Genomic DNA, 19,799 nt, shown 5'->3' on the forward strand with positions numbered 1-19,799 from the left:
CCTGGAGACGACCATGAACGATGCTTCCTCGCCCGCCGCCGGCACGCCTGTGGCCGGTCCCGTGGAGACCATCGTCGAGACCGTCACGACGGCACGCGGTCCGAAGATGATCTTCGAGAAGGACGTGGCGGTGCCGGTCGGCGACGGCACGGTGCTGCGCGCCAATGTCTTTCGCCCCGATCGCGAGGGCCGCTTTCCGGTGGTGATGGCGCACGGGCTCTACGGCAAGGACGTGCATTTCGCCGATGGCTTTTCGCCCCAGTGGGAGCGGCTGAACGCGCTGCATCCGGACCTGTTCAGGACCGGCACCAGCGGCCGCTTCCTGCGCTGGGAGACGGTCGATCCCGAAACCTGGGTGCCGGACGGCTTCGTCGTCGTGCAGGTCGACTCCCGCGGCTCGGGAAAATCGCCCGGCTATCTCGACCCGCGCTCGCCGCGCGAGATCCAGGACTATTGCGAGGCGATCGAATGGGCCGGCACGCAGCCGTGGTCGAACGGCAAGGTCGGCCTGATCGGCATCTCCTACTACGCCTTCACGCAATGGGCCGTCGCCGCGCTGCAGCCGCCGCATCTCGCCGCCATCGTGCCGTGGGAGGGCTTCGTCGACTACTATCGCGACGCCTACCGGCACGGCGGCATCTTCAGCAACGGCTTCACCTCGGCGTGGTGGCCGCGCCAGGTGCTGGTCAACCAGCACGGCAACGGCGGCACGCGCTATCGCGACCGCGACACCGGCCTGCCCAACACCGGCCCGGCGCTGTCGCCGGATCTGCTCGCGGGCAACCGCACCGACTATGTCGGCGAGTTCCTGCGCCACCCGCTGTGCGATGCCTGGTACCGCGAGCGCACGCCGGATCTCTCCCGCATCACCGTGCCGGTGCTCTCGGCCGGCAACTGGGGCGGACCGGGGCTGCATCTGCGCGGCAATATCGACGGCTATCTGGGCGCCGCGAGCCCGCAGAAGTGGCTCTCCGTGCATGACGGCACGCATTTCGAGAGCTTTTACCTGCCCGCCTATGTCGCGCTGCAGAAGCGCTTCTTCGACCGCTTCCTGAAAGACGAGCGCAACGGCTTCGACGACGAGCCGCGCGTAAAGCTGTCGATCCGCAGCCCGTACGGCGCGATGCGGCGCGACGAGAGCGAGCTCCCGCTGGCGCGCACGCAGTGGATGCGGATGTATCTCGACGCGCAGGCGCGTGCGCTGCGCGCCACGCCGCCGGCGGCGGGCTCCGCCGTCTCCTACGACGCGCAGGGCGACGGCATCGACTTCGCCACCGCGCCGTTCGAGCGCGACACCGAGATCACCGGCTTCGTCTCGGTGCGGCTGTGGATCGCCTCGTCGACGACCGACATGGACATCTTTGCGGTGCTGCGCGCCTTCGGGCCGGACGGCAGCGAGGTGGTGTTCGACGGCGCCCACGAGAAGACGCCGGTGAGCCGCGGCTGGCTGCGCGCCTCGCATCGCCGGCTCGACCCCGGGCGCTCGCGGCCGTACCGGCCCGTGCCGGCGCATGATCGCATCGAGAAGCTCGAGCCGGGTCAGGCTTACCCCGTCGATCTCGAAATCTGGCCGACCAGCGTGGTGCTGCCGAAGGGGTTCCGGCTGGTGCTGACCCTGATGGGCAAGGACTTCGAGTATCCCGGCATCCCTGGCCGGATGCGGCACGACCATCCGCAGGACCGTGGCGGCCCGGAGTTCTCGGGCTCCAGCACGATATTTTCGGGCGGCGAGCGCGAGTCGTTCCTGCTGCTGCCCGTGATCCCGCCGCGGTGACGCGGCCGCGCTAACGCCGCGTTTCGGGCGAACGTTTCACCTTCGTCATTCCGGAAGCGTTGCGGAGCGACGCTGTCCGGAATCCATAACCCCGGTCTGGGACTATGGATTCCGGACAGCGTCGCTGCGCGGCGCCCCGGAATGACGGCGAGCTGATCACCCGACTCCCGTGTCACGCCGCCGTGGCGCCGTAGACCCGCGCAAAGGCCGCGTCGTCGAAGTGTCGGGCCGGCACGTCCAGCACCAGCCGGCCGGCGCGCAGCGCGACGATGCGGTCGGCGTAGTCGCGGGCGAAGTCGACCTGGTGGAGCGCGCACAACACGCCGATGCGGTGCTCGCGCGCGATGTCGCGCAAGACCCCGATCACGTTGGCGGCAGAGCTCGGATCGAGGCTCGACACCGGCTCGTCGGCGAGCACCACGCGCGACTGCTGGGCCAGGACGCGGGCGATGGCGACGCGCTGCTGCTGGCCGCCGGAAAGAGAATCCGCGCGCTGATAGGCTTTCTCCAGCAGGCCGACACGGTCGAGCGCGGCGAGCGCGATCTGCCGGTCCTCGGCCGGGAACAGGCGGGTCGCGACGCGGAGCGTCGAGACATGGCCGAGCCTGCCGGCCAGCACGTTGTCGAGCGCCGAGAGCCGGCCGATCAGGTTGAACTGCTGGAAGATCAGGCCGATTCTTCGACGCACCTCGCGCAAGCGCGAGCCGCGGAGATCGTCGAGCCTCGTGCCCAGCACCGCGACATGCCCGGCGTCGGCCGTGACGAGGCGGGTCAGGCAGCGGAACACGGTCGACTTGCCGGCGCCCGACGGACCGACCAGCGCGACCAGCTCGCCGGGGTGCACCATGAAGGAGACGTCGTCGAGCGCCAGCGTCTCCCGGTAGCGCTTGGTGACGCCGGCGAGCGACAGCGCCGGCGGCGCGAGCGGTTCGGCGTGCGTCTCGGCGAGCGGCGTGCCCATGATGGGCTCCGCGGTGAGCGGCAGATGCGGATGCGCGGTCATGGAGAATGCTCCTCAGACCAGCCGGCGGCGCAGCCAGGCCGAGAGCTGGTCGATCACCGTCACCATGATCAGCACGATCGCCGAGAGGGTGAGCAGCTTCTGGAAATCGAGTAGGTCGATGGCGGCCTTGATCTCGATGCCGATGCCGCCGGCCCCGACGATGCCGAGGATGGTCGAGGTGCGCACGTTCGACTCCCAGACATAGAGCGATACCGAGGCGAGGCTCGGCAGCACCGAGGGCAGCATCGCATAGGTGACGATCTTGGTGCGGTTGGCGCCCGACATCGCCGCCGCCTCGAGCGGCGCCCCCGGGATGGTCTCGATCGCCTCGGCATAGAGCTTGGTGATGACGCCGACCGAGTGGACGATCATGCCGAGCACGCCGGCGAACGGGCCGAGCCCGACCGCGGTGACGAACAGCAGCGCGAACACCACCGTGTCGATGGCCCGGAACGCGTTGACGATCCAGCGCACCGGGAACGACAGCACGGGCGAAGGCGTCACGTTGCGGGCGACGAACACGGCGAGCGGGAAGGCGATCAGGGTCGCGGCGACGGTGCCGACGGTGGCGATCGCCACCGTCTCGACGGCCCGGTAGGCGAACACGTCGAGGTCGTCGAGATAGGGCGGCCAGCCCTTGCCGGCCCATGCGACGAGGCGCGGGAAGCCGCGCACCAGCGCCGCCGGATCGACCTCGGCGAGGCGCAGGCAGGCGACGAAGGCGCCGGCGAGCACCAGCGCGACCAGCGCCCGCGCGATCACGTCGCGCGAGAGCGGATCGAGCCGCGGCTCGATGTAGCGGCCGTCGGCGCCGCGGACGGGAAGATTGGACAAAGGGGGACTCCTGGACTGGTCGTTCCGGGCCGGCGCAACGCGCCGGACCCGCAATCCAGCCGCCGTGACGGTGTCTGCCGCTGGAGTCCGGGTTCGCGAGCCTTCGGCTCGCGCCCCGGACCGACCTTCATCTGATTACGACGCTTTCAGCACGCCGAGGTCGCGGCCCATCTTCTCCAGAACCTCGTAGGGCGCGTGCTCGGCCGGCACGAAGCCGGTGTAGGGCCAGGGCAGCAGCTTGCGCTCGTCCTCGTTCAGCCCGGTGAGGGCATCGCGCAGCTTCACGCGCATCTCCTCCGGAAAGCCGCGGCGCACCGCCACCACCTCGTTGGGCAGCGGATCCGACTGCCACACCACGGTGTTGGAGTCCTCGCGGATGGTGCCGTTGCGGATCATGGTGTTGCGGTGAATGTCCCAGCCGGTGGCGAGGTCGACCTGGCCGTTGGCGGCGGCGACCTGAGCGGCGGCGGCCGAGGCGCCCTCGGCATAGCGGCCGAAGAAGGTCTTCGGCTCGATGCCGCGCTGGCGGAACCAGTGGGTCGGCACCATCCAGCCGGTGGTCGAGCCGACGTCGAGCATCTGCATGGAGAGGCCGCGGGCGCCCTCCGGCCAGCTCTCGATCTTCAGGCCCGGGCGGGCGACGATGACGGCCCGATAGGTCGGCTCGCCGTTCACCAGCATGGTGCAGGCGATCTTCGCCTCGCCCTTGGCGCGGGCCAGCACGTAGCCCCACGGACCCATCTGGGTGGCGTCGATCTGCTCGCTCGCCAGCGCCACCGAGATGCCGGCCCAGTCGTTGGCGACCGTGAGGTCGAGCCCGACGCCCATGCGGTCGGCGACGAGCCGATAGAGCGGCTCCCACACCTTCCGGGTCTCGGCCTGCGTCGCCTGCTGGGGCGCGAGGCCGATCTTGATGGTCTGGCGCGTCTGGCCCAGCACGGCGGGGGCGGCCAGCGCGGTGCCGGCGGCGACCGTGGTGGCGAGGAAGCGGCGGCGGTGCATCATGTCTCGGCGTCTCCGGATGAACGGGCCCGGGACGCCTGCGGCCGACGGCCCGCGCGGGCTGCTGGCGCGCCGGCATTCGGGCGACTTGTCTAGTCTAGGTGGACAAGCTGACGGACATGTGACACCCGGCCGCGGCGGCTGCGCCGGCCGGTGCCGATTGCCGTCGCATGCCGCCGTCGCATGCCGCCGTCACGGACTGTCGATGCGGATGCGCAGCTTGCCGTTCGGGAAGACCGCAGTGCCGAACAGGATCGGGGCGCCGTCGCGGTCGGCGTCGACATAGCTCATCACCATCACGGGCGAGTCGAACGGGATCGCCAGCGCGCGTGCCTCGTCGGCGCGCGGCAACCGGCAGTCGATCCAGGTCGAGGTGCGGAAGAAGCTCGGATGGCCGAACTCGGCGAGCGCCGGCGTGTAGCTGCGCAGCCGCTTGAACGCCGCGTCGATGCCGAGGAAGCGCGTGCGCTCGAACACATGGTAGCAGTACGCGGCGACGCCGGAGCCGGCCCGCCGCAGCGTCTCGACCATCAGGAGCTCGGTGCCGGGCGCCAACGCCAGAAGGCCGGCGAGCTCGGCATTGGCGGTGCGCAGCGAGGAGCGCAGCAGCCGGCCGTCCGGGCTGGCGCTGAGCCGCTGCTCGAACTCGCTCCATTTCGATTCGCGGGTGACGGCGTACTCGACCGGACGCTGCGCCACGAACACGCCCTTGCCCTGGCGGGCCACCACCAGACCGGCGGCCGCGAGCCGGGCGAGGGCGGGCCGCACCGTGTGGCGGTGAACGCCATAGGCGTGCGCGAGCTCGGCCTCCGACGGCAGCCGGTCGCCCGGACCGTAGAAGCCGGTGCGGATCTCGAAGGTCAGGTCGATCTCGATCTGCCGCCAGACCGGAACGGGTTCGCCCCGGCGCACGCGGCGGCGCGGCAGAACCAACATGTCGCCTCCCTGCGGTGCCGGACGGGTTGTGGCACGGAACGGCGTCGCCGGAAACCGCCGGCTGCGCGGCGCGCGAAGGTCGCGCTACGGCGCGGCCTTCACGCCGATCATCTTGCGCAGCAGGTAGACGAGGGCGACGCGCTCCACCGGCTCGAGCTCGCCCATGGTCAGCTCGGTGATCTCGTGCGCGCACGGCACCATGCGGTCGAGCGCCGCCGCGCCCTGCTGTGTGAGATGCACGATCACCTTGCGGCGGTCCTCGCCGTCGTTCGACAGCACGACGAGACCGCGCGCCTTCAGCCGGTCGATGATGCCGCGGATGGTGCCCTGGTCCACCGCGGTGGCGCGCACCAGCGCGCTCTGCGAGCTCGGGCCCTGCTCCCGCAGCGTGCACAAGGTGACGAACTGCACCGCGGTGAGCTGCGGATCGGCGGCGGTGTGCTGGAAGATCGCGACATGGCGCTGATAGGCGCGGCGCAGCAGGTGCCCGACCTGCTCGCGGAAGTCATAGCTGCCGCGCACGGCAGGCGCCGGTCGCTTTCCGCGCGGCGGTTGCGGCGGTGCCGAAGCCTTGGCGGACATGCGTGACGGCTCTCCCGTGATGCCGGACAGGCGGGCGTTTGCGTCGCGGCGGGCCGACGCGGCGCAACCGGACGGCGCACACGCCGCCGCCGCCGCACCCCCAACAATAGTGTACACGCTTCGCTCTGCACAAGACGCCGCGGCTTGACGGCGTGACCGGATTCCGGTCCGATTGCTCTGCTCGTCACCATGGCCTGCACAAAATATGTGAGATCGGGGCGGACTTTCCGGTTGGTCCGCCCGGGTCGGCCCGATAAAGTGAGTACACTCTTCTTTGACCACCGGTCCGGTGGCGTGTCGGTGCCCGAAACGCGGCCCGCCGCCGCGCCACGAGACAGGAGCGAGATCGGGCATGCGCCTGCGACGTGACGAGTCTTCTCGGCTCGGTCGTGACCGCGGACGCAAAACCATCCATCGTCGCGGCGCCTGGCGCCCGCGGCGCTCAGCGGCAACCCCCACCGTGAAGAGATCGATGATGTCGTTGTCCAAAACATTCCGATCCGTTCTGTCCGCGGCCGTTCTGCTCGCCGCCGCGCCGGCGCTCGCCGAGGAAATCTCGGTGACCCAGTGGGGCACCAGCATGTACGGCGCGCCCTATGCGGTGGCGATGTCGGAGGGCCTGTTCAAGAAGGCGGGCGTCGACATCACCTCGATCATCGGCTCGGGCGGTGGCGGCACCACGGTGCGCAACCTGCTCGCCAGCGAGACGCCCTATGGCGACGTCGCCATCGCGGCGGCGCTCGCCGCGCAGCGCCAAGGCCTCGACGTGATCATCGTCAACACCGGCACGCGCTCGACCGCCGAGGCGTCGCTGGTGACGATGCCGGATTCTCCGATCAAGTCGCTCAAGGATCTCGAGGGCAAGAAGGTCGCCGTGACGTCGCCCAAGGGCGTCTCCGAGATGCTGCTCTTGATGGCGCTCAAGGCCGAGGGCGTCGACGCTTCGAAAGTCGAGCGCGTCGCCTCGGGCGGCTACGTCAACGGCCTCACCATGCTGGAGCAGGGCGCGGTCGCGGCCGCCGCGCTGATCGAGCCCTTGTCGATCATGCGCGCGGCGAAGTACCGCACCGTCGCCAACTACGGAAAAATCCTGCCGCCGATGACGACCTCGGTCGGCATCACCACGCGCGCCTTCGCCAAGGCCAATCCCGACAAGCTGAAGGCCATCATCGCCGGCCGCGCCGCCGGCGTCGAGGCGCTCTATGCGGACCCGGCCAAGGCGGCCGAGATCATCGGCAAAGCGTTCAAGCTGGAGCCGGCGATCGCCAAGGTCGCGGTCGACAACATGCTGGGTCCGCGGATGTGGAGCACCGGTGCGTTCGATTTGGCCGAGATGGACCGCACGGTCGACGGCCTGCGCCTGATCGGCGAGATCACCGACCCGGTCGACTGGTCGAAGCTGATCGACCCGTCCTTCCTGCCGCCCGCCGCCCAGGGCGCGAAATGAGCGTCGCCCTCGCGGAGCCCGCGGTCGTGGCCGCCGTCGCCGATCCTCACGTGCGCCTCACCGGCGTCACGCGGGTGTTCAGCCGGCGCGGCTCGACCGAGAGCGTGCACGCGCTCGGGCCCATCGATCTCGATCTGATGCGCGGCGAGTTCTTCTCCGTGGTCGGTCCCTCCGGCTGCGGCAAGTCGACCCTGCTGGACGTGCTGGCGGGTCTAGCCAAGCCGACCGAGGGGACGGCCGAGTTCGAAGGTCGCCCGATCGACGGCGTGCCGGCCGGCGTCGGCGTCGTCTTCCAGGAGGATGCCTCGTTCCCCTGGCTCACGGTCGAGGACAACGTCGCCTTCGGGTTGCGTCGCGCCGGCGTCGATCCGGCCGAGATCGCGCGACGGGTCGACTACGCGATCGGCTTCGTCGGCCTGCGCGGCTTCGTCGACGCCTATCCGGCGCAGCTCTCCGGCGGCATGCGCCAGCGCGTCTGCATCGCCCGCACCCTGGTGACGCAGCCGCGCCTGATCCTGCTCGACGAGCCGTTCGGCGCGCTCGACCAGCAGACCCGCCTGCTGATGGGCGACGAGCTTCTGCGCCTGTGGCGCGAGACCGCCGCCACCGTGCTGCTGATCACCCACGCGCTCGACGAGGCGGCCATGCTGTCCGACCGCGTCGGCGTGATGTCGGCCCGCCCCGGCGTGTTCATCGACATCGTCGAGACCGGCTGGGACGCCGAGCGCGACAGCCGCATCGTCTCGCATCCGCGCTTCGGCGATCTCACCGGCCATCTGTGGGAGAAGCTGCGCACCGAATCCCTCAAGCACCTGCGCGACGGGTGAGCGGGGATGCATCCGATCGCTTCCCACGCTTTCAGCCTTTCTCGGCCTCATGGTGAGGAGCGCTCCGGCGGAGCGCGTCTCGAACCATGGGCCGCCCGTCCTTCGAGACGCGGCCTGCGGCCGCTCCTCAGGACGAGGCGGAGCGAGTCGCCAATCACGGGTCGCAGCCGATGACCCGCGCCGGCTGGATACGCCTTCTCGTCATTGCCGCCGCCGTGGCGGTGCTGGAGATCGCCTGCCGGGTCGGCTGGATCCCCGTCACCGTGGTGATCCCGCCCTCCGCCATGGCGACGAGCCTCTATGACATCATCGCCTCCGGCACCCACTGGAACGACATCCTGGTGAGCCTGCGCAGCGTCGTCGCCGCCGCCGTAATCGCGGTTCTGCTCGGCTTCCTGGTCGGCGCCGTGATCCATGCATTCCCGGTGGTGCGCGGCGCCGTCGAGCCGCTGCTGGCGAGCTACTACGCGGTGCCGACATTCATGTTCTATCCCGTCTTCATCATTCTGTTCGGGGTCGGGTCGGGCGCCATCATCGCCATCGCGGTGCTGCTCGCCATCGTCGCGATGATCTCGGCGACCCTGACGGGCCTCGACCGCATCCCGACCGTGCTCGGCAAGACGGCGCGCATCATGCGCCTCGGCCCGGTGGAGCGCGCCTTCCGGATCAGCCTGCCGGCGGCGATGCCGTATCTGTTCACCGGCGTGAAGCTCGCGGTCGCCTACGCCTTCATCGGCGTCATCGCCTCGGAGTTCATCCTGTCGGGCGCCGGCATGGGCTACGCCATCGCCTACGCCTACAACAATTTCAACAATCGCGAGATGTACGGCCTGATGCTGCTGATCGTGCTGGTGGTGACGGTGGTGAACACGGCGCTCGACACGGTCGACCGCCGTCTCCAGGCCCGGCTGAGGCGTTGACATGAAGAGCGCCATCGGGTCCGCCGCCGTCCTCCTCGTGCTCATGCTCTTTTGGCAGGGGCTGCACCTCGCCGTCGCCAACAGCTCCCTGCCGTCGCCCGTCACCACGCTGGTTCAGCTCGTCGCGCTGTTCGGCGATCCGGACTTCTGGAAGCAGACCTCGCAGACCGCGCAGGCGTTCGGCGCCGCCGTGGTGCTCTCCACGGTCGGCGGCATCGCGCTCGGCGTGCTTTTGGGGATGAACCGCACCGCCGGCAGCGTCTCCGAGCCGATCTTGGTGAACCTCTACTCGCTGCCCAAGGTGACGCTCTATCCGGTCGTGCTGCTGGTGTTCGGGCTCGGCATCTCGGCCCGCATCGCCTTCGGCGTCATGCACGGCATGATCCCGCTGACGCTGTTCACCATGAACGCCATCCTGCAGATGAAGCCGGTCTATCGCCGCAGCGCCGCCGTGATGGGGCTGTCGCCGTGGCAGACCTCGGTGACGGTCGTGCTGCCGGCGATCCTGCCCGAGGTGATCACCGGGGCGCGGCTCGGCGTCTCGCTCTGCCTGCTCGGCGTGCTGATCGGCGAGATGTTCGCCGCGCGCAACGGGCTCGGCTACATGGTGATGCACGCGATGGAGCGCGGCGACATGGCGACCGTGCTGGCGGTCGCGCTTTTGCTGGCGATCTTCGCCCTGCTGGTCAATTCCGCGCTGCTCGCCCTCGACCGGGCATGGCGCCACTGACGCGGCGCTCCGGCCGGCCGTGGGCCCGCGCGCGCCGCGCGTGGACACGCGGCCCGGCCGGGTCGCACCCCTGACACAGACTCAGCGGAAAGGTTCGACCATGTACGACAGCTTCGCCGTCGATCGCCTGATCGATCTGTGGCTCACCGAGGACATCGGCTATTGCGACCTGACGGCGCAGACCATGATCGAGCCGGACGAGACAGGGCATTTCGCCATGAACGCCCGCCAGCCCATGACGGTCGCCGGCATCGACATCGCGGCCGCGGTGTTCCGCCGCTACGAGCCGCGCCTCGATGTGGTGGTCAAGGTGAAGGACGGCGACACGGCGCAGAAGGGCGACATCCTGCTCACCGTGAAGGGGCCGGCACGCGGCATCCTGACGGGCGAGCGCACGGCGCTCAACATCGTCCAGCACATGTCGGCGATCGCCACCGAGACGGCCCGCTATATCGCCATGGTCTCCCACACCAAGGCGCGGCTGATCGACACCCGCAAGACGACGCCCGGCCTGCGGATGATCGAGAAGCACGCCGTGACGTGCGGCGGCGGGCTCAACCACCGGCTCGGCCTCGACAACGGCGTGATGATCAAGGACAACCACATCGCGGTCTGCGGCGGCATCGCGCCGGCGGTGGCGCGGGCCAAGAAGAAGCTGCCGACGCTCACCAAGATCGAGGTGGAGTGCGACCGGCTGGAACAGGTGACCGAGGCGCTCGCCGCCGGCGCCGACGTGATCATGCTCGACAACATGTCGTGCGAGGAGATGAGCAAGGCCGTCAAGCTGGTCGCCGGCAAGGTGCCGCTGGAGGCGTCGGGCGGCATAAGGCTCGACACCATCAAGGCGATCGCCGAGACCGGCGTCGACTACATCTCCACCAGCAAGATCACCCAAGCGGCCCCGGCCGTCGACATCGGCCTCGACGAGGCGTGAGGCGGGTATCGATCGATGCTTGTTGATGCTCCCCACCCAGGCACGGCGCCTGCTCCCCTTCTCCCCGCGCGCGGGGAGAAGGTCGGGATGAGGGGGCGTCTCCTTATCCCCGAAGCGCCCCCTCACCCGGAGTCCGCGCTGGGCGCGCGGACTCCGACCTCTCCCCGCGCAGCGGGGAGAGGTGAAGGGGACATGCGGGAGTTCCTCCGATGACTCCGGGCGTCCTGTTCTTCGTCGTCGGGCCGAGCGGGTCGGGCAAGGACACGCTGCTGGACGGTGCGCGCGCGGCGCTGGGCGGCTCGGGCCGGTTCGTGTTCGCGCGGCGCGTGATCACGCGGCCGGCCGACGCCGGCGGCGAGGCGCACGAGGCCGTGGACGCGGCGACGTTTTCGCGCATGAAGCAGGCGGGCGCCTTCCTGATCGACTGGTCGGCGCACGGGCTTTCTTACGGCGTGCCGGTGGGCGTGCTCGACGAGCTCGTTCGCGGCAAGCATGTCGTCGCCAACGGCTCGCGCGCCGTGGTGGCGGAGCTGCTATCCCGCGTGCCCGATCTGGTCGTCGTCGAGATCACGGCGCCCGCAGACATTCTGGCGGCGCGTCTCGCCGGGCGTGGGCGCGAGACGGACGAGGTGATCCGCGCCCGGCTCGATCGCAAGACGCCGGCGTTTCCGGCGAACGCGACCGTGGTGCGGGTGGGGAACGAGTCCACCCCGAACGTAGGCATCGAGCGTTTCGTCGCCGCGCTGGAATCCCAGACGGTGCGGCTGCGGCTGACCAAATTGCCGATCGCGGCGGGGCAGCGGGCGCTCGCCGTGCTGCCGTGCGATTCCTCCGTGGTGTCGGCCGCCGATTATATCGGCCCCGGCCGGATCGACCTCGCGGCGCGCGGCAAGAGCGTGCGGGCCGAGGTGGCGCTCGCCGAGCCCGGGCTGGTGCCGGCGGACGCGGTCGGTCTCACGGACGAGGTGTTCAAACGGCTCGGCCTGCCGGAGGGAACCCCGGTCGTTCTCACCCGCACGCCGACGCCGGCCAGTCGCGCAGCGTTGCGCAAGAAGATCCGCGGTGGAGTGCTGGACGAGGCCGACTATGCGCGCGTCGTCGGCGACATCGTCGAGGGCCGCTATCCGGACAGCGAGGTGGCGGGCTTCCTGGTCGCCGCCGACCGCGGCCTCGACGACGCCGAGGTTCTGGCGCTGGCGAAGGTGCGGGCGAGCTTCGCCTCGAAGATCAAATGGGACGAGCCGATCGTCGCCGACAAGCATTCGATGGGCGGCATCCCGGGCTCGCGCGTCACCATGGTGCTGGTGCCGATCATCGCGGCGCACGGCCTGGCGATCCCCAAGACGTCGTCGCGTGCCATCACGTCGGCGGCCGGCACGGCGGACGCGATGGAGACTTTGGCGCGCGTCGATCTCGATGCCGACGACGTGCGGCGCGTGGTCGGCGCGGCGCGCGGCTGCATCGCCTGGAACGGCCGCCTCAACCATTCGACCCTCGACGACGTGATGAACGCCATCACGCGGCCGCTGGGCCTGGAGTCCAGCCGCTGGTCGGTCGCCTCGATCCTGTCGAAGAAGCTGGCGGCCGGCGCCACTCACGTCGTGGTCGATCTGCCGCACGGGCCGCGCGCCCGCATCAAGAGCGCCGCCGAGGCGGCGACGCTGGCGCGGCTGTTCGAGAGCGTCGGGGCGGGACTGGGGCTGTTCGTCGAGGCGGTGCCGACCGACGGCACGGCGCCGATCGGCCGCGGCATCGGTCCGGCGCTGGAGGCGCGCGACGTGCTGTGGGTGCTGGAGAACAACCCCGAGGCCCCCTCTGATCTGCGCGAAAAGGTGCTGCACTTCGCCAGCCGCATCCTCGCCTGGGATCCTTCGGTCGGTGGACCGGAGGCGGCGCGTCGCCGCGCCGAGGATCTCCTGTCGTCCGGTGCCGCGCGGGAATCGCTGGACCGGATCATCCAGGCGCAGGGCGCGCAGGCCGAGCCGGTGCGGCCGGGCCGGCTCACCGCCGCGGTCGTGGCGGAGCGCGCCGGCATCGTCGCCGACATCGACGGCTTCGCGGTCGCCGGCATCGCCCGGGTGGCGGGTGCGCCGCTCGACAAGAGCGCCGGCATCGATCTTCGCGCCCGCCTCGGCGACACGGTGTCGGCCGGCGATGCGCTGTTCGTGATTCACGCCGGCGCCGCCTCGGATCTCGACGCGGCGGCGCGGCTCGCGGCACAGTTCTCCGGCTTCACCATCGCCGAGGCGCGGGCGGCGTCCGCCGGCTGACGGACAGCGCGACCGCTGCCGCCGCCGCGGCAAGAACGAGCACCCACGCCGACGAGCCCAGCGTGAAGAGCGTCGCGGCGGCGATCAGGCTCCACAGCGCCGGGATGATCATCAGGACGATACGCGCACCGCCGCCGATCGCGGCGAGCAGCGCCAGCGTGGCGAGCGCAGTCGGATCGGGGACGAGGCCGAACACCTCGGCGGCGTCGAACGGGCGGCCGAAAAGCGGTGCCAGCAGCGGCCAGCCGAGCACGATCGCGACGAGCAGGGCGGCAGCCGCGATCGCGCCGGCGCTTCGTGTCGCCGGAAACGAGAGCCGTCCCGAGAGTCCGGCTGCGATCAGCACCACGCCCTGCAGCGCAAAGGCCGGTGCCGCATAGAGGGCGCCCCAGTTGATGGTGGCGTAGCGCTCCCACAAGAAAGCCCAGGCGACGAGGGTCCACAGCACGCCGAGGGCGGCGGGGACCAGTCGTTCACGCCCACGCATCGGCACCAGCAGCAGCGCCGCAGCCGCGAGGCCGAGTGCGATCGTCACGACCTGGGCCGGCCACATCGCGGCATTGTACGCGGCGAGCAGCCGGACATAGACCCGCGGCGAGAACATCAGAAAATCGGACAGCTCGTAGGTCCACCACTCGGACATTGTTCAGTGTCCTGACGATTACCCGGCGGTCATTCCGGGACGATGCGAAGCATCGGACCCGGAATCCAGCCACGAGTGCCGACCCTGTCGATGGAGCCCGGGTTTGCCCTTTCAGCGCGCCCCGGAATGACGGCGAACGGAGCTGCCGCATCAAGCATCAGATGTGCCCGATCGCTTCGGCGATGCGGCGGCGGAAGGCCTCGTCCGGCAGGGGGCCGGCGGCGGCCGCGAGGTTCTCCCGCACATGGTCGACCCGCGTGGTCGCCGGAATCGCGCAGGTGACGGAGGGGTGCGAGACGATGAATTTCAGCACGAGCTGCGCCCAGCTCATGGCGCCGATTTCGGCGGCCCAGCCGGGCAGGGGATGGCGCGCGAGTTTTCGGGTCAGCTCGCCCTCGCGGAACGGCCGGTTGACGATGACGGCGATGCCGCGCTCGCGGGCGAGCGGCAGGATGCGGGCCTCCAGCTCGCGGTCGACCGGGTTGTAGGTCGCCTGGACGAAATCGAGCGGCCGGCTCGCCATGATGGCCTCCATGTCGCGGTGGCGGCGGCCTTCCGACGTGGTGATGCCGACATGGCGGATCTGCTTCGCCTCCTTCATGGCGAGCAGCGTGTCGAGATGGGCCTCCCACGAGAGCAGGTTGTGCACCTGGACGAGATCGAAGCGCGGCACGCCCCAGGACGCGAGCGACTGGGCGATCTGCGGCGGCCCGTTGCGCGGGCTCGACGTCCACACCTTCTCGGCCGAGAACAGCGCCTCCGGCCGTCCGAGCTTTTGCAGGGCATAGCCGATGGTCGGCTGCGACGAGCCGTACATGGGCGAGGAGTCGATCAGCCGCCCGCCGGCCGCGAAGAACGCCGCCACCACGGCGGCGCACTCGTCCCGCAGCGCGGCATCATTGCCGACATTGAAGGTGATCCAGGTCCCGAGTCCGACCACCGGCAGCGCCTCGCCGCTCGACGGGATGCTTTTGGTCAGTGGAGCCGGGGCGGGGGCGGCCGGCTGGGCGCCGCCTGCACGCGACAAGGCGGCGATACCGCCCACCGCCATCGCGCCCGTCAGCAGGGTTCGCCGTGTGTGCATCGCGGCCTCCGATTTGGCCCATGATAGCCCAGGCGCGGGAGAAGCGGACAGGCGGTCGTCCTTCACCTCTCCCCGCGTGCGGGGAGAGGTCGGGGCCCGCGCGAGAAGCGCGGGCTCCGGGTGAGGGGGCGCTTCCGTATCCACGAGACGCCCCCTCACCCGTCTCGCCGCTCCGCGGCGAGCCACCCTCTCCCCGCGTGCGGGGAGAGGGAGCGCATGCGCTCTGCCTTCTCCCTGGGCGGTGGCTGCCTCTTCGCACTGCAAACGGCAGTTTGTTGCCGCTGTTCGCGGCAGGTTCGCGGCGTTCTCACGATCGCGTGGACGATGCGCTGCAGCATCAAACAAACAGTCGATCGGGGCGATCTTTTTCGTTAGTATACGAATGAAGAGCGCGCCCGAAAGAGTCCTGCCCGAGACCATGACGTTACGCGACCCGACCATCCGCCTGACCGTCAACGGGGAGACGCATGCGTTGCGGCTGCCCGGGGCGACGCCGCTGCTCGCCGTGCTGCGCAACGATCTCGGCCTCAACGGCCCGAAATTCGGCTGCGGCATCGGCGAATGCGGGAGCTGCACCGTGCTGGTCGACGGCGTCGCGGCGCGCGCCTGCGTGCTGCACATCGCCGACGTCGACGGCCGCGATATCCGCACGCTGGAAGGGCTCGGCACGCCGGAGGCGCTGCATCCGGTGCAGGCGGCCTTCGTCGAGACGGCCGGCGCGCAGTGCGGCTACTGCCTCAACGGCATGATCATGACGACGGCGGCGCTGCTCGACGCTAACCCCGATCCGAGCGAGGAGCAGATCCGCGAGGCGCTGCGCTTCAATCTGTGCCGCTGCGGCACCCATGTGGAGATCCTCGCGGCCGTGCGGCTCGCTGCCGAGCGGCTCGCCGCGCAGCGCCTCGCTGCGGGCCGGTCCGCTGCGCAGCGTCCCGCTGCGCCGGGGAGGCGCCGGTGATGCTGCAGCCGCAGGGCCTGAGCCGTACCGATTACCTGACGCGGCCCGGCAGCCTCGCCGTGGTGCGGCCGCAGGCCGGCGCCGGTCCGGATGTCGCTGCCGCCGATCCCGAAACGCTCGAGCCCTTCGTGCTGGTGGAGGCGAGCGGCGCCGTCACGGCGTTCAACGGTCATGTCGATCTCGGGACCGGCATCCGCACGGCGCTGGCCCAGATCGTCGCCGAGGAGCTCGACGTCGGGTTTGGGCGCGTGTCCATGGTGCTGGGCGACACTGCGGTGACGCCCGACCAGGGGCCGACCATCGCCAGCGAGACCATCCAGATCACGGCGCCCGCCTTGCGACGCGCCGCCGCGCAAGCGCGGCAGTTCCTGGTCGCGCGCGCCGCGGCGAAGCTCGGCGTGCCGGCGCAGGATCTGGTCGTCGAGGACGGCGTCATCGGCCGGCGAATGGCGGCCGCGGGCGGCTCCGGCGAGACCGTGGCCGACGCGCCGCCGAGCGGCGACAACCGCTTCGTCACCTATGGCGAGCTGTTGGCCGACGACTGCATCCGGCTCGCGCTCGCCGACGACGTCGCGGTCAAGCCCGTGTCGGAGCATCGCATCGTCGGCCGCTCGCAGCCGCGCGTCGACCTGCCGTCGAAGGCGACCGGCGGCCTCGTCTATGTCCACGACATGCGCGTGCCCGGCATGCTGCACGGCCGCGTGGTGCGGCCGCCCTATGCGGGCGTCGATGTCGGCGACTTCGTCGGCACCAGTCTGCTGAACGTCGACGAAAGCTCGATCGCCCACATCCCCGGCATCGTCGCCGTGGTGACGCTCGGCGATTTCATCGGCGTGGTCGCCGAGCGCGAGGAGAATGCCGAGGCGGCGCTGCGGGCGTTGCGGGTGGCCTGGAAGCCGACGCCGAAACTCCCCGATCTCGACGACCTCGCCGGGGCGCTCAGCAAAAATCCGTCGACGCCGCGGGTGCTGCTCGACACCGGTGACGTCGATGCGGCGCTGGCCGGGGCGGTCAAGCGCATGCCGCGGCAGTATGTCTGGCCGTATCAGATGCACGGCTCGATCGGTCCGTCCTGCGCGGTCGCCGATTATTCCGGGGGCCGGGTGCGGGCGTGGTCCGGCACCCAGAACCCGGTTCCGCTGCGCGCCGATCTGGCGAAGCTCCTCGATCTGCCGCAAGACGCCGTCGAGATCGTTCGGCTGGAGGCGGCGGGCTGCTACGGCCGCAACTGCGCCGACGACGTGACGGCCGACGCGGCGCTTCTCTCGCGCGCGGTGGGACGGCCCGTGCGGGTGCAGCTCACCCGCGACCAGGAGCACGCCTGGGAGCCGAAGGGCGCGGCGCAGCTCATGACGGTCGACGGCGGGCTCGACGCCTCCGGCGGCGTCGCAGCCTACGATTTCCAGACGCGCTATCCGTCCAACGCCTCGACCACGCTGGCGCTGCTGCTGACCGGCAAGGTCGCGGCCGGCCCGGTCGTGCTGCAGATGGGCGACCGCACCGCGATCGGCCCCTACGACTTCGATCACAAGCGCATCGTCTGCCACGACATGCCGCCGATCGTGCGGGCCGCCTGGCTGCGCGGCGTCTCGGCGTTGCCCAACACGTTTGCGCACGAGTGCTACATCGACGAGCTGGCGGCGGAGGCCGGCGTCGACCCGATCGCGTACCGGCTGCGCTATCTGAAAGAGTCTCGCGCCCGCGACCTCGTCCAAAAGCTCGCCGAGCGGGCGCAGTGGGAGCCGCATGTCGGGCCGCGGCTGCGTGAGGACTCTGAAGGCGTCATGCGCGGGCGCGGCTTCGCTTACGCGCTCTACGTCCACTCGAAGTTCCCCGGTTATGGTGCCGCGTGGTCGGCCTGGGTCGCCGACGTCGCGGTGAACAAGCACACGGGCGAGGTGGCGCTCACGAAGATCACGGTCGGGCAGGACTCCGGCCTGATGATCAATCCGGACGGCGTGCGCCATCAGATCCAGGGCAACGTCATCCAGTCGACCAGCCGGGTGCTGAAGGAGGAGGTGACGTTCTCGGACATCGCGGTGGCGAGCCGCGAGTGGGGCGCCTATCCGATTCTCTCCTTCCCCGAGCTGCCGCCGATCGACGTCATGATGGTGCCGCGGCCGGACGACGAGCCGCTCGGCGTCGGCGAGTCCGCCTCGGTGCCGAGCGCCGCCGCCATCGCCAACGCCATCTATGATGCGACAGGCGTCCGTTTCCGCGAGCTGCCGCTCACGCCCGAGCGGGTGCTCGCGGGCCTGCGCGCCGCCGGCGTCTCCCCGCAGGCGTCGGCGGCCGCGCTGGCGCTCCCGGCATGCGCGTCGTCCGGAAAACCCTCACGTCTGAAGACCGTGGTGATGCCGCTCGTGGCCGCCGCGCTCGGCGCCGTCGGCTCGCTCGGCGTCATGACGCTGCCGTGGCGGGGCGCCATTGCGCCGATCCCGCGGCCCGACCCGGCGGTGTTCTCCGCCGCCACCATCGAGCGCGGCCGCGTGCTCGCCCATCTCGGCGCCTGCTTCGTCTGCCACACGGCGGAGGGCGGCGCGCCGCTCGCCGGCGGTCTGAAGATCGAGACGCCGTTCGGCGTCATCACGGCGACCAACATCACGCCCGACGTCGAGACCGGCATCGGCGCGTGGTCCTATCCGGCCTTCGAGCGCGCCATGCGCGAGGGCCTGCACCGCGACGGTCGCCATCTCTATCCGGCGTTTCCTTACACCTCCTATGCGAAGACCAGCGACGCGGATCTGCAGGCCCTCTATGGGTTCCTGATGTCGGTCCCGGCGGTGCGCAGCGTCACGCCGGCGCCGGACTTCAAGTTTCCGTTCAATCAGCGGCCCCTGATGGCGCTGTGGAACACCATGTTCCATCGGGCCGCGCCGTTCGTCGCCGATCCGGCGCGCTCGGCGCTGTGGAACCGCGGCGCGTATCTGGTGGAAGGGCTCGGCCACTGCTCGGCCTGCCACACGCCGCGCAACGCGATGGGGGCCGAGGAGAAGGGCGCGCTGCATCTTTCCGGCGGCATCGCCGAGGGCTGGGAGGCGCCGGCCTTGACGCGGGCGAGCCGCGCGCCGGTGCCGTGGGACGAGACGGCGTTCTACGATTATCTGCGCACCGGCTGGTCGCGCCACCACGGCGCCGTCGCCGGCCCGATGGCGCCCGTGGTCGCCGAGCTGAAGGCTTTGCCCGACGACGACATCCGCGCCATGGCGCACTATCTCGCCTCGTACGGCGATGCGCCCAAGAGCGCGGCCGAGATCCAGGCCCTGGCCGCGGCGCGCGAGGCCGCTACGGCCGTGCGCAAAAGCACGCCCGTGTCGGTGCCGGGCAGCCGCATGTTCGACGGCGCCTGCGCCATGTGCCACGAGCCGGGCCGGGGGCCGGCGCTCTACGGCACAAAACCGTCGCTGGCGCTGGTGACGGCCGTGCAGTCGGCGACGCCCGACACGGTGGTGCGCGTGATCCTGGAGGGCATCCATCCGCCGGGGCTGGGCACGCTCGGGGCGATGCCGTCCTTCGCCGACCATCTGTCCGACTGGCAGATCGCCGAGATCGCCCGCTACGTCCGCGGCCGCTTCGCCCCGGAACGTGCCGCCTGGCCCGACCTCGACGCCGCGGTGGCGCGGCTGCGGGCCCATGCGGGGGCGCGATGATGAGACGAGACGGCGCGGCGTGCACGGTCGTCACCTCTCCCCGCTGCGCGGGGAGAGGGTAAGTGCAGCGCCGTGCCGTACCGTACCTTGACAAGGATCGTGCGATGCAAGATCATTTGTACACTAACAAATGGCCGGTCGGGCGAAGCCGCGCGCGGCGCGACGCTCGGGTCGCGTGCACGATGCGATCCTGCGCCATGCTGAC

At 70.5% G+C, this 19,799-nt stretch carries 16 protein-coding genes; 9 read left to right on the forward strand and 7 right to left on the reverse strand.

Annotated elements, in window-relative coordinates:
- The first annotated feature begins 13 nt into the window (after nt 1-13).
- Nucleotides 14-1,774, forward strand: a complete 1,761-nt coding sequence (locus HXX10_RS03695) for a CocE/NonD family hydrolase (RefSeq protein WP_296520175.1) — start codon at nt 14-16, stop codon at nt 1,772-1,774.
- Between the two features lie 172 nt (nt 1,775-1,946).
- On the opposite strand, the gene phnC is transcribed toward HXX10_RS03695, so the two are convergent.
- The 5 genes from phnC to HXX10_RS03720 all read right to left on the reverse strand — a co-directional run bounded on the left by phnC (nt 1,947) and on the right by HXX10_RS03720 (nt 6,131).
- On the reverse strand, nt 1,947-2,777 hold the full coding sequence (phnC, locus tag HXX10_RS03700) for a phosphonate ABC transporter ATP-binding protein (RefSeq protein WP_296520176.1): 831 nt from the start codon (nt 2,775-2,777) through the stop codon (nt 1,947-1,949).
- 12 nt (nt 2,778-2,789) lie between these two features.
- On the reverse strand, nt 2,790-3,611 hold the full coding sequence (gene phnE, locus HXX10_RS03705; RefSeq protein WP_296520178.1) for a phosphonate ABC transporter, permease protein PhnE: 822 nt from the start codon (nt 3,609-3,611) through the stop codon (nt 2,790-2,792).
- 135 nt (nt 3,612-3,746) lie between these two features.
- A complete protein-coding gene (locus HXX10_RS03710; protein WP_296520179.1) occupies nt 3,747-4,616 on the reverse strand; it encodes a phosphate/phosphite/phosphonate ABC transporter substrate-binding protein in 870 nt (289 codons plus the stop codon).
- Nucleotides 4,617-4,805: 189 nt separating this feature from the next.
- The gene (gene phnF, locus HXX10_RS03715) at nt 4,806-5,549 is read right to left on the reverse strand and encodes a phosphonate metabolism transcriptional regulator PhnF (RefSeq protein ID WP_296520181.1); all 744 of its coding nucleotides are present in this window, start codon (nt 5,547-5,549) and stop codon (nt 4,806-4,808) included.
- Between the two features lie 84 nt (nt 5,550-5,633).
- Complete coding sequence (locus HXX10_RS03720; RefSeq protein ID WP_296520182.1) at nt 5,634-6,131, reverse strand: MarR family transcriptional regulator; 498 nt, start codon at nt 6,129-6,131, stop codon at nt 5,634-5,636.
- 475 nt (nt 6,132-6,606) lie between these two features.
- Here HXX10_RS03720 and HXX10_RS03725 point away from each other — a divergent pair, with 475 nt between their 5' ends.
- From HXX10_RS03725 to phnN, 6 genes are all read left to right on the forward strand, one after another.
- On the forward strand, nt 6,607-7,578 hold the full coding sequence (locus tag HXX10_RS03725) for an ABC transporter substrate-binding protein (protein WP_296520183.1): 972 nt from the start codon (nt 6,607-6,609) through the stop codon (nt 7,576-7,578).
- Entirely contained in the window at nt 7,575-8,405 is an 831-nt protein-coding gene (locus HXX10_RS03730; protein ID WP_296520184.1) for an ABC transporter ATP-binding protein, read from the forward strand. Before HXX10_RS03725 ends, HXX10_RS03730 begins: the two co-directional genes overlap by 4 nt.
- Nucleotides 8,406-8,491: 86 nt before the next feature.
- Nucleotides 8,492-9,325, forward strand: coding sequence for an ABC transporter permease (locus tag HXX10_RS03735; protein ID WP_296520185.1), 834 nt, complete (start codon nt 8,492-8,494; stop codon nt 9,323-9,325).
- A 1-nt stretch (nt 9,326) separates the two neighbouring features.
- Nucleotides 9,327-10,055 carry an ABC transporter permease gene (locus tag HXX10_RS03740; RefSeq protein WP_296520186.1) on the forward strand — a complete coding sequence of 243 codons (729 nt, stop codon included), beginning with the start codon at nt 9,327-9,329 and terminating at the stop codon, nt 10,053-10,055.
- Between the two features lie 100 nt (nt 10,056-10,155).
- Nucleotides 10,156-10,989 (forward strand): carboxylating nicotinate-nucleotide diphosphorylase, encoded by an 834-nt coding sequence (gene nadC, locus HXX10_RS03745; RefSeq protein ID WP_296520187.1) that lies wholly within the window; start codon nt 10,156-10,158, stop codon nt 10,987-10,989.
- Between the two features lie 209 nt (nt 10,990-11,198).
- Nucleotides 11,199-13,259, forward strand: a complete 2,061-nt coding sequence (gene phnN, locus HXX10_RS03750; RefSeq protein ID WP_296520188.1) for a phosphonate metabolism protein/1,5-bisphosphokinase (PRPP-forming) PhnN — start codon at nt 11,199-11,201, stop codon at nt 13,257-13,259.
- Here phnN and HXX10_RS03755 read toward each other — a convergent pair.
- Nucleotides 13,222-13,902, reverse strand: a complete 681-nt coding sequence (locus HXX10_RS03755) for a DUF6064 family protein (protein WP_296520189.1) — start codon at nt 13,900-13,902, stop codon at nt 13,222-13,224. The two genes, phnN and HXX10_RS03755, sit on opposite strands and share 38 nt — an antisense overlap.
- A 157-nt stretch (nt 13,903-14,059) precedes the next feature.
- On the reverse strand, nt 14,060-14,953 hold the full coding sequence (locus HXX10_RS03760) for an aldo/keto reductase (RefSeq protein ID WP_296520328.1): 894 nt from the start codon (nt 14,951-14,953) through the stop codon (nt 14,060-14,062).
- 451 nt (nt 14,954-15,404) lie between these two features.
- On the opposite strand from HXX10_RS03760, the gene HXX10_RS03765 reads away from it, so the two are divergent.
- Nucleotides 15,405-15,944, forward strand: a complete 540-nt coding sequence (locus HXX10_RS03765) for a (2Fe-2S)-binding protein (RefSeq protein ID WP_296520190.1) — start codon at nt 15,405-15,407, stop codon at nt 15,942-15,944.
- Complete coding sequence (locus HXX10_RS03770) at nt 15,944-19,594, forward strand: molybdopterin cofactor-binding domain-containing protein (RefSeq protein ID WP_296520191.1); 3,651 nt, start codon at nt 15,944-15,946, stop codon at nt 19,592-19,594. The genes HXX10_RS03765 and HXX10_RS03770 overlap by 1 nt, the downstream gene beginning before the upstream one ends.
- Nucleotides 19,595-19,799 lie beyond the last annotated feature (205 nt).

Source organism: Rhodoplanes sp., assembly GCF_013377085.1.
GTDB lineage: Bacteria > Pseudomonadota > Alphaproteobacteria > Rhizobiales > Xanthobacteraceae > Rhodoplanes.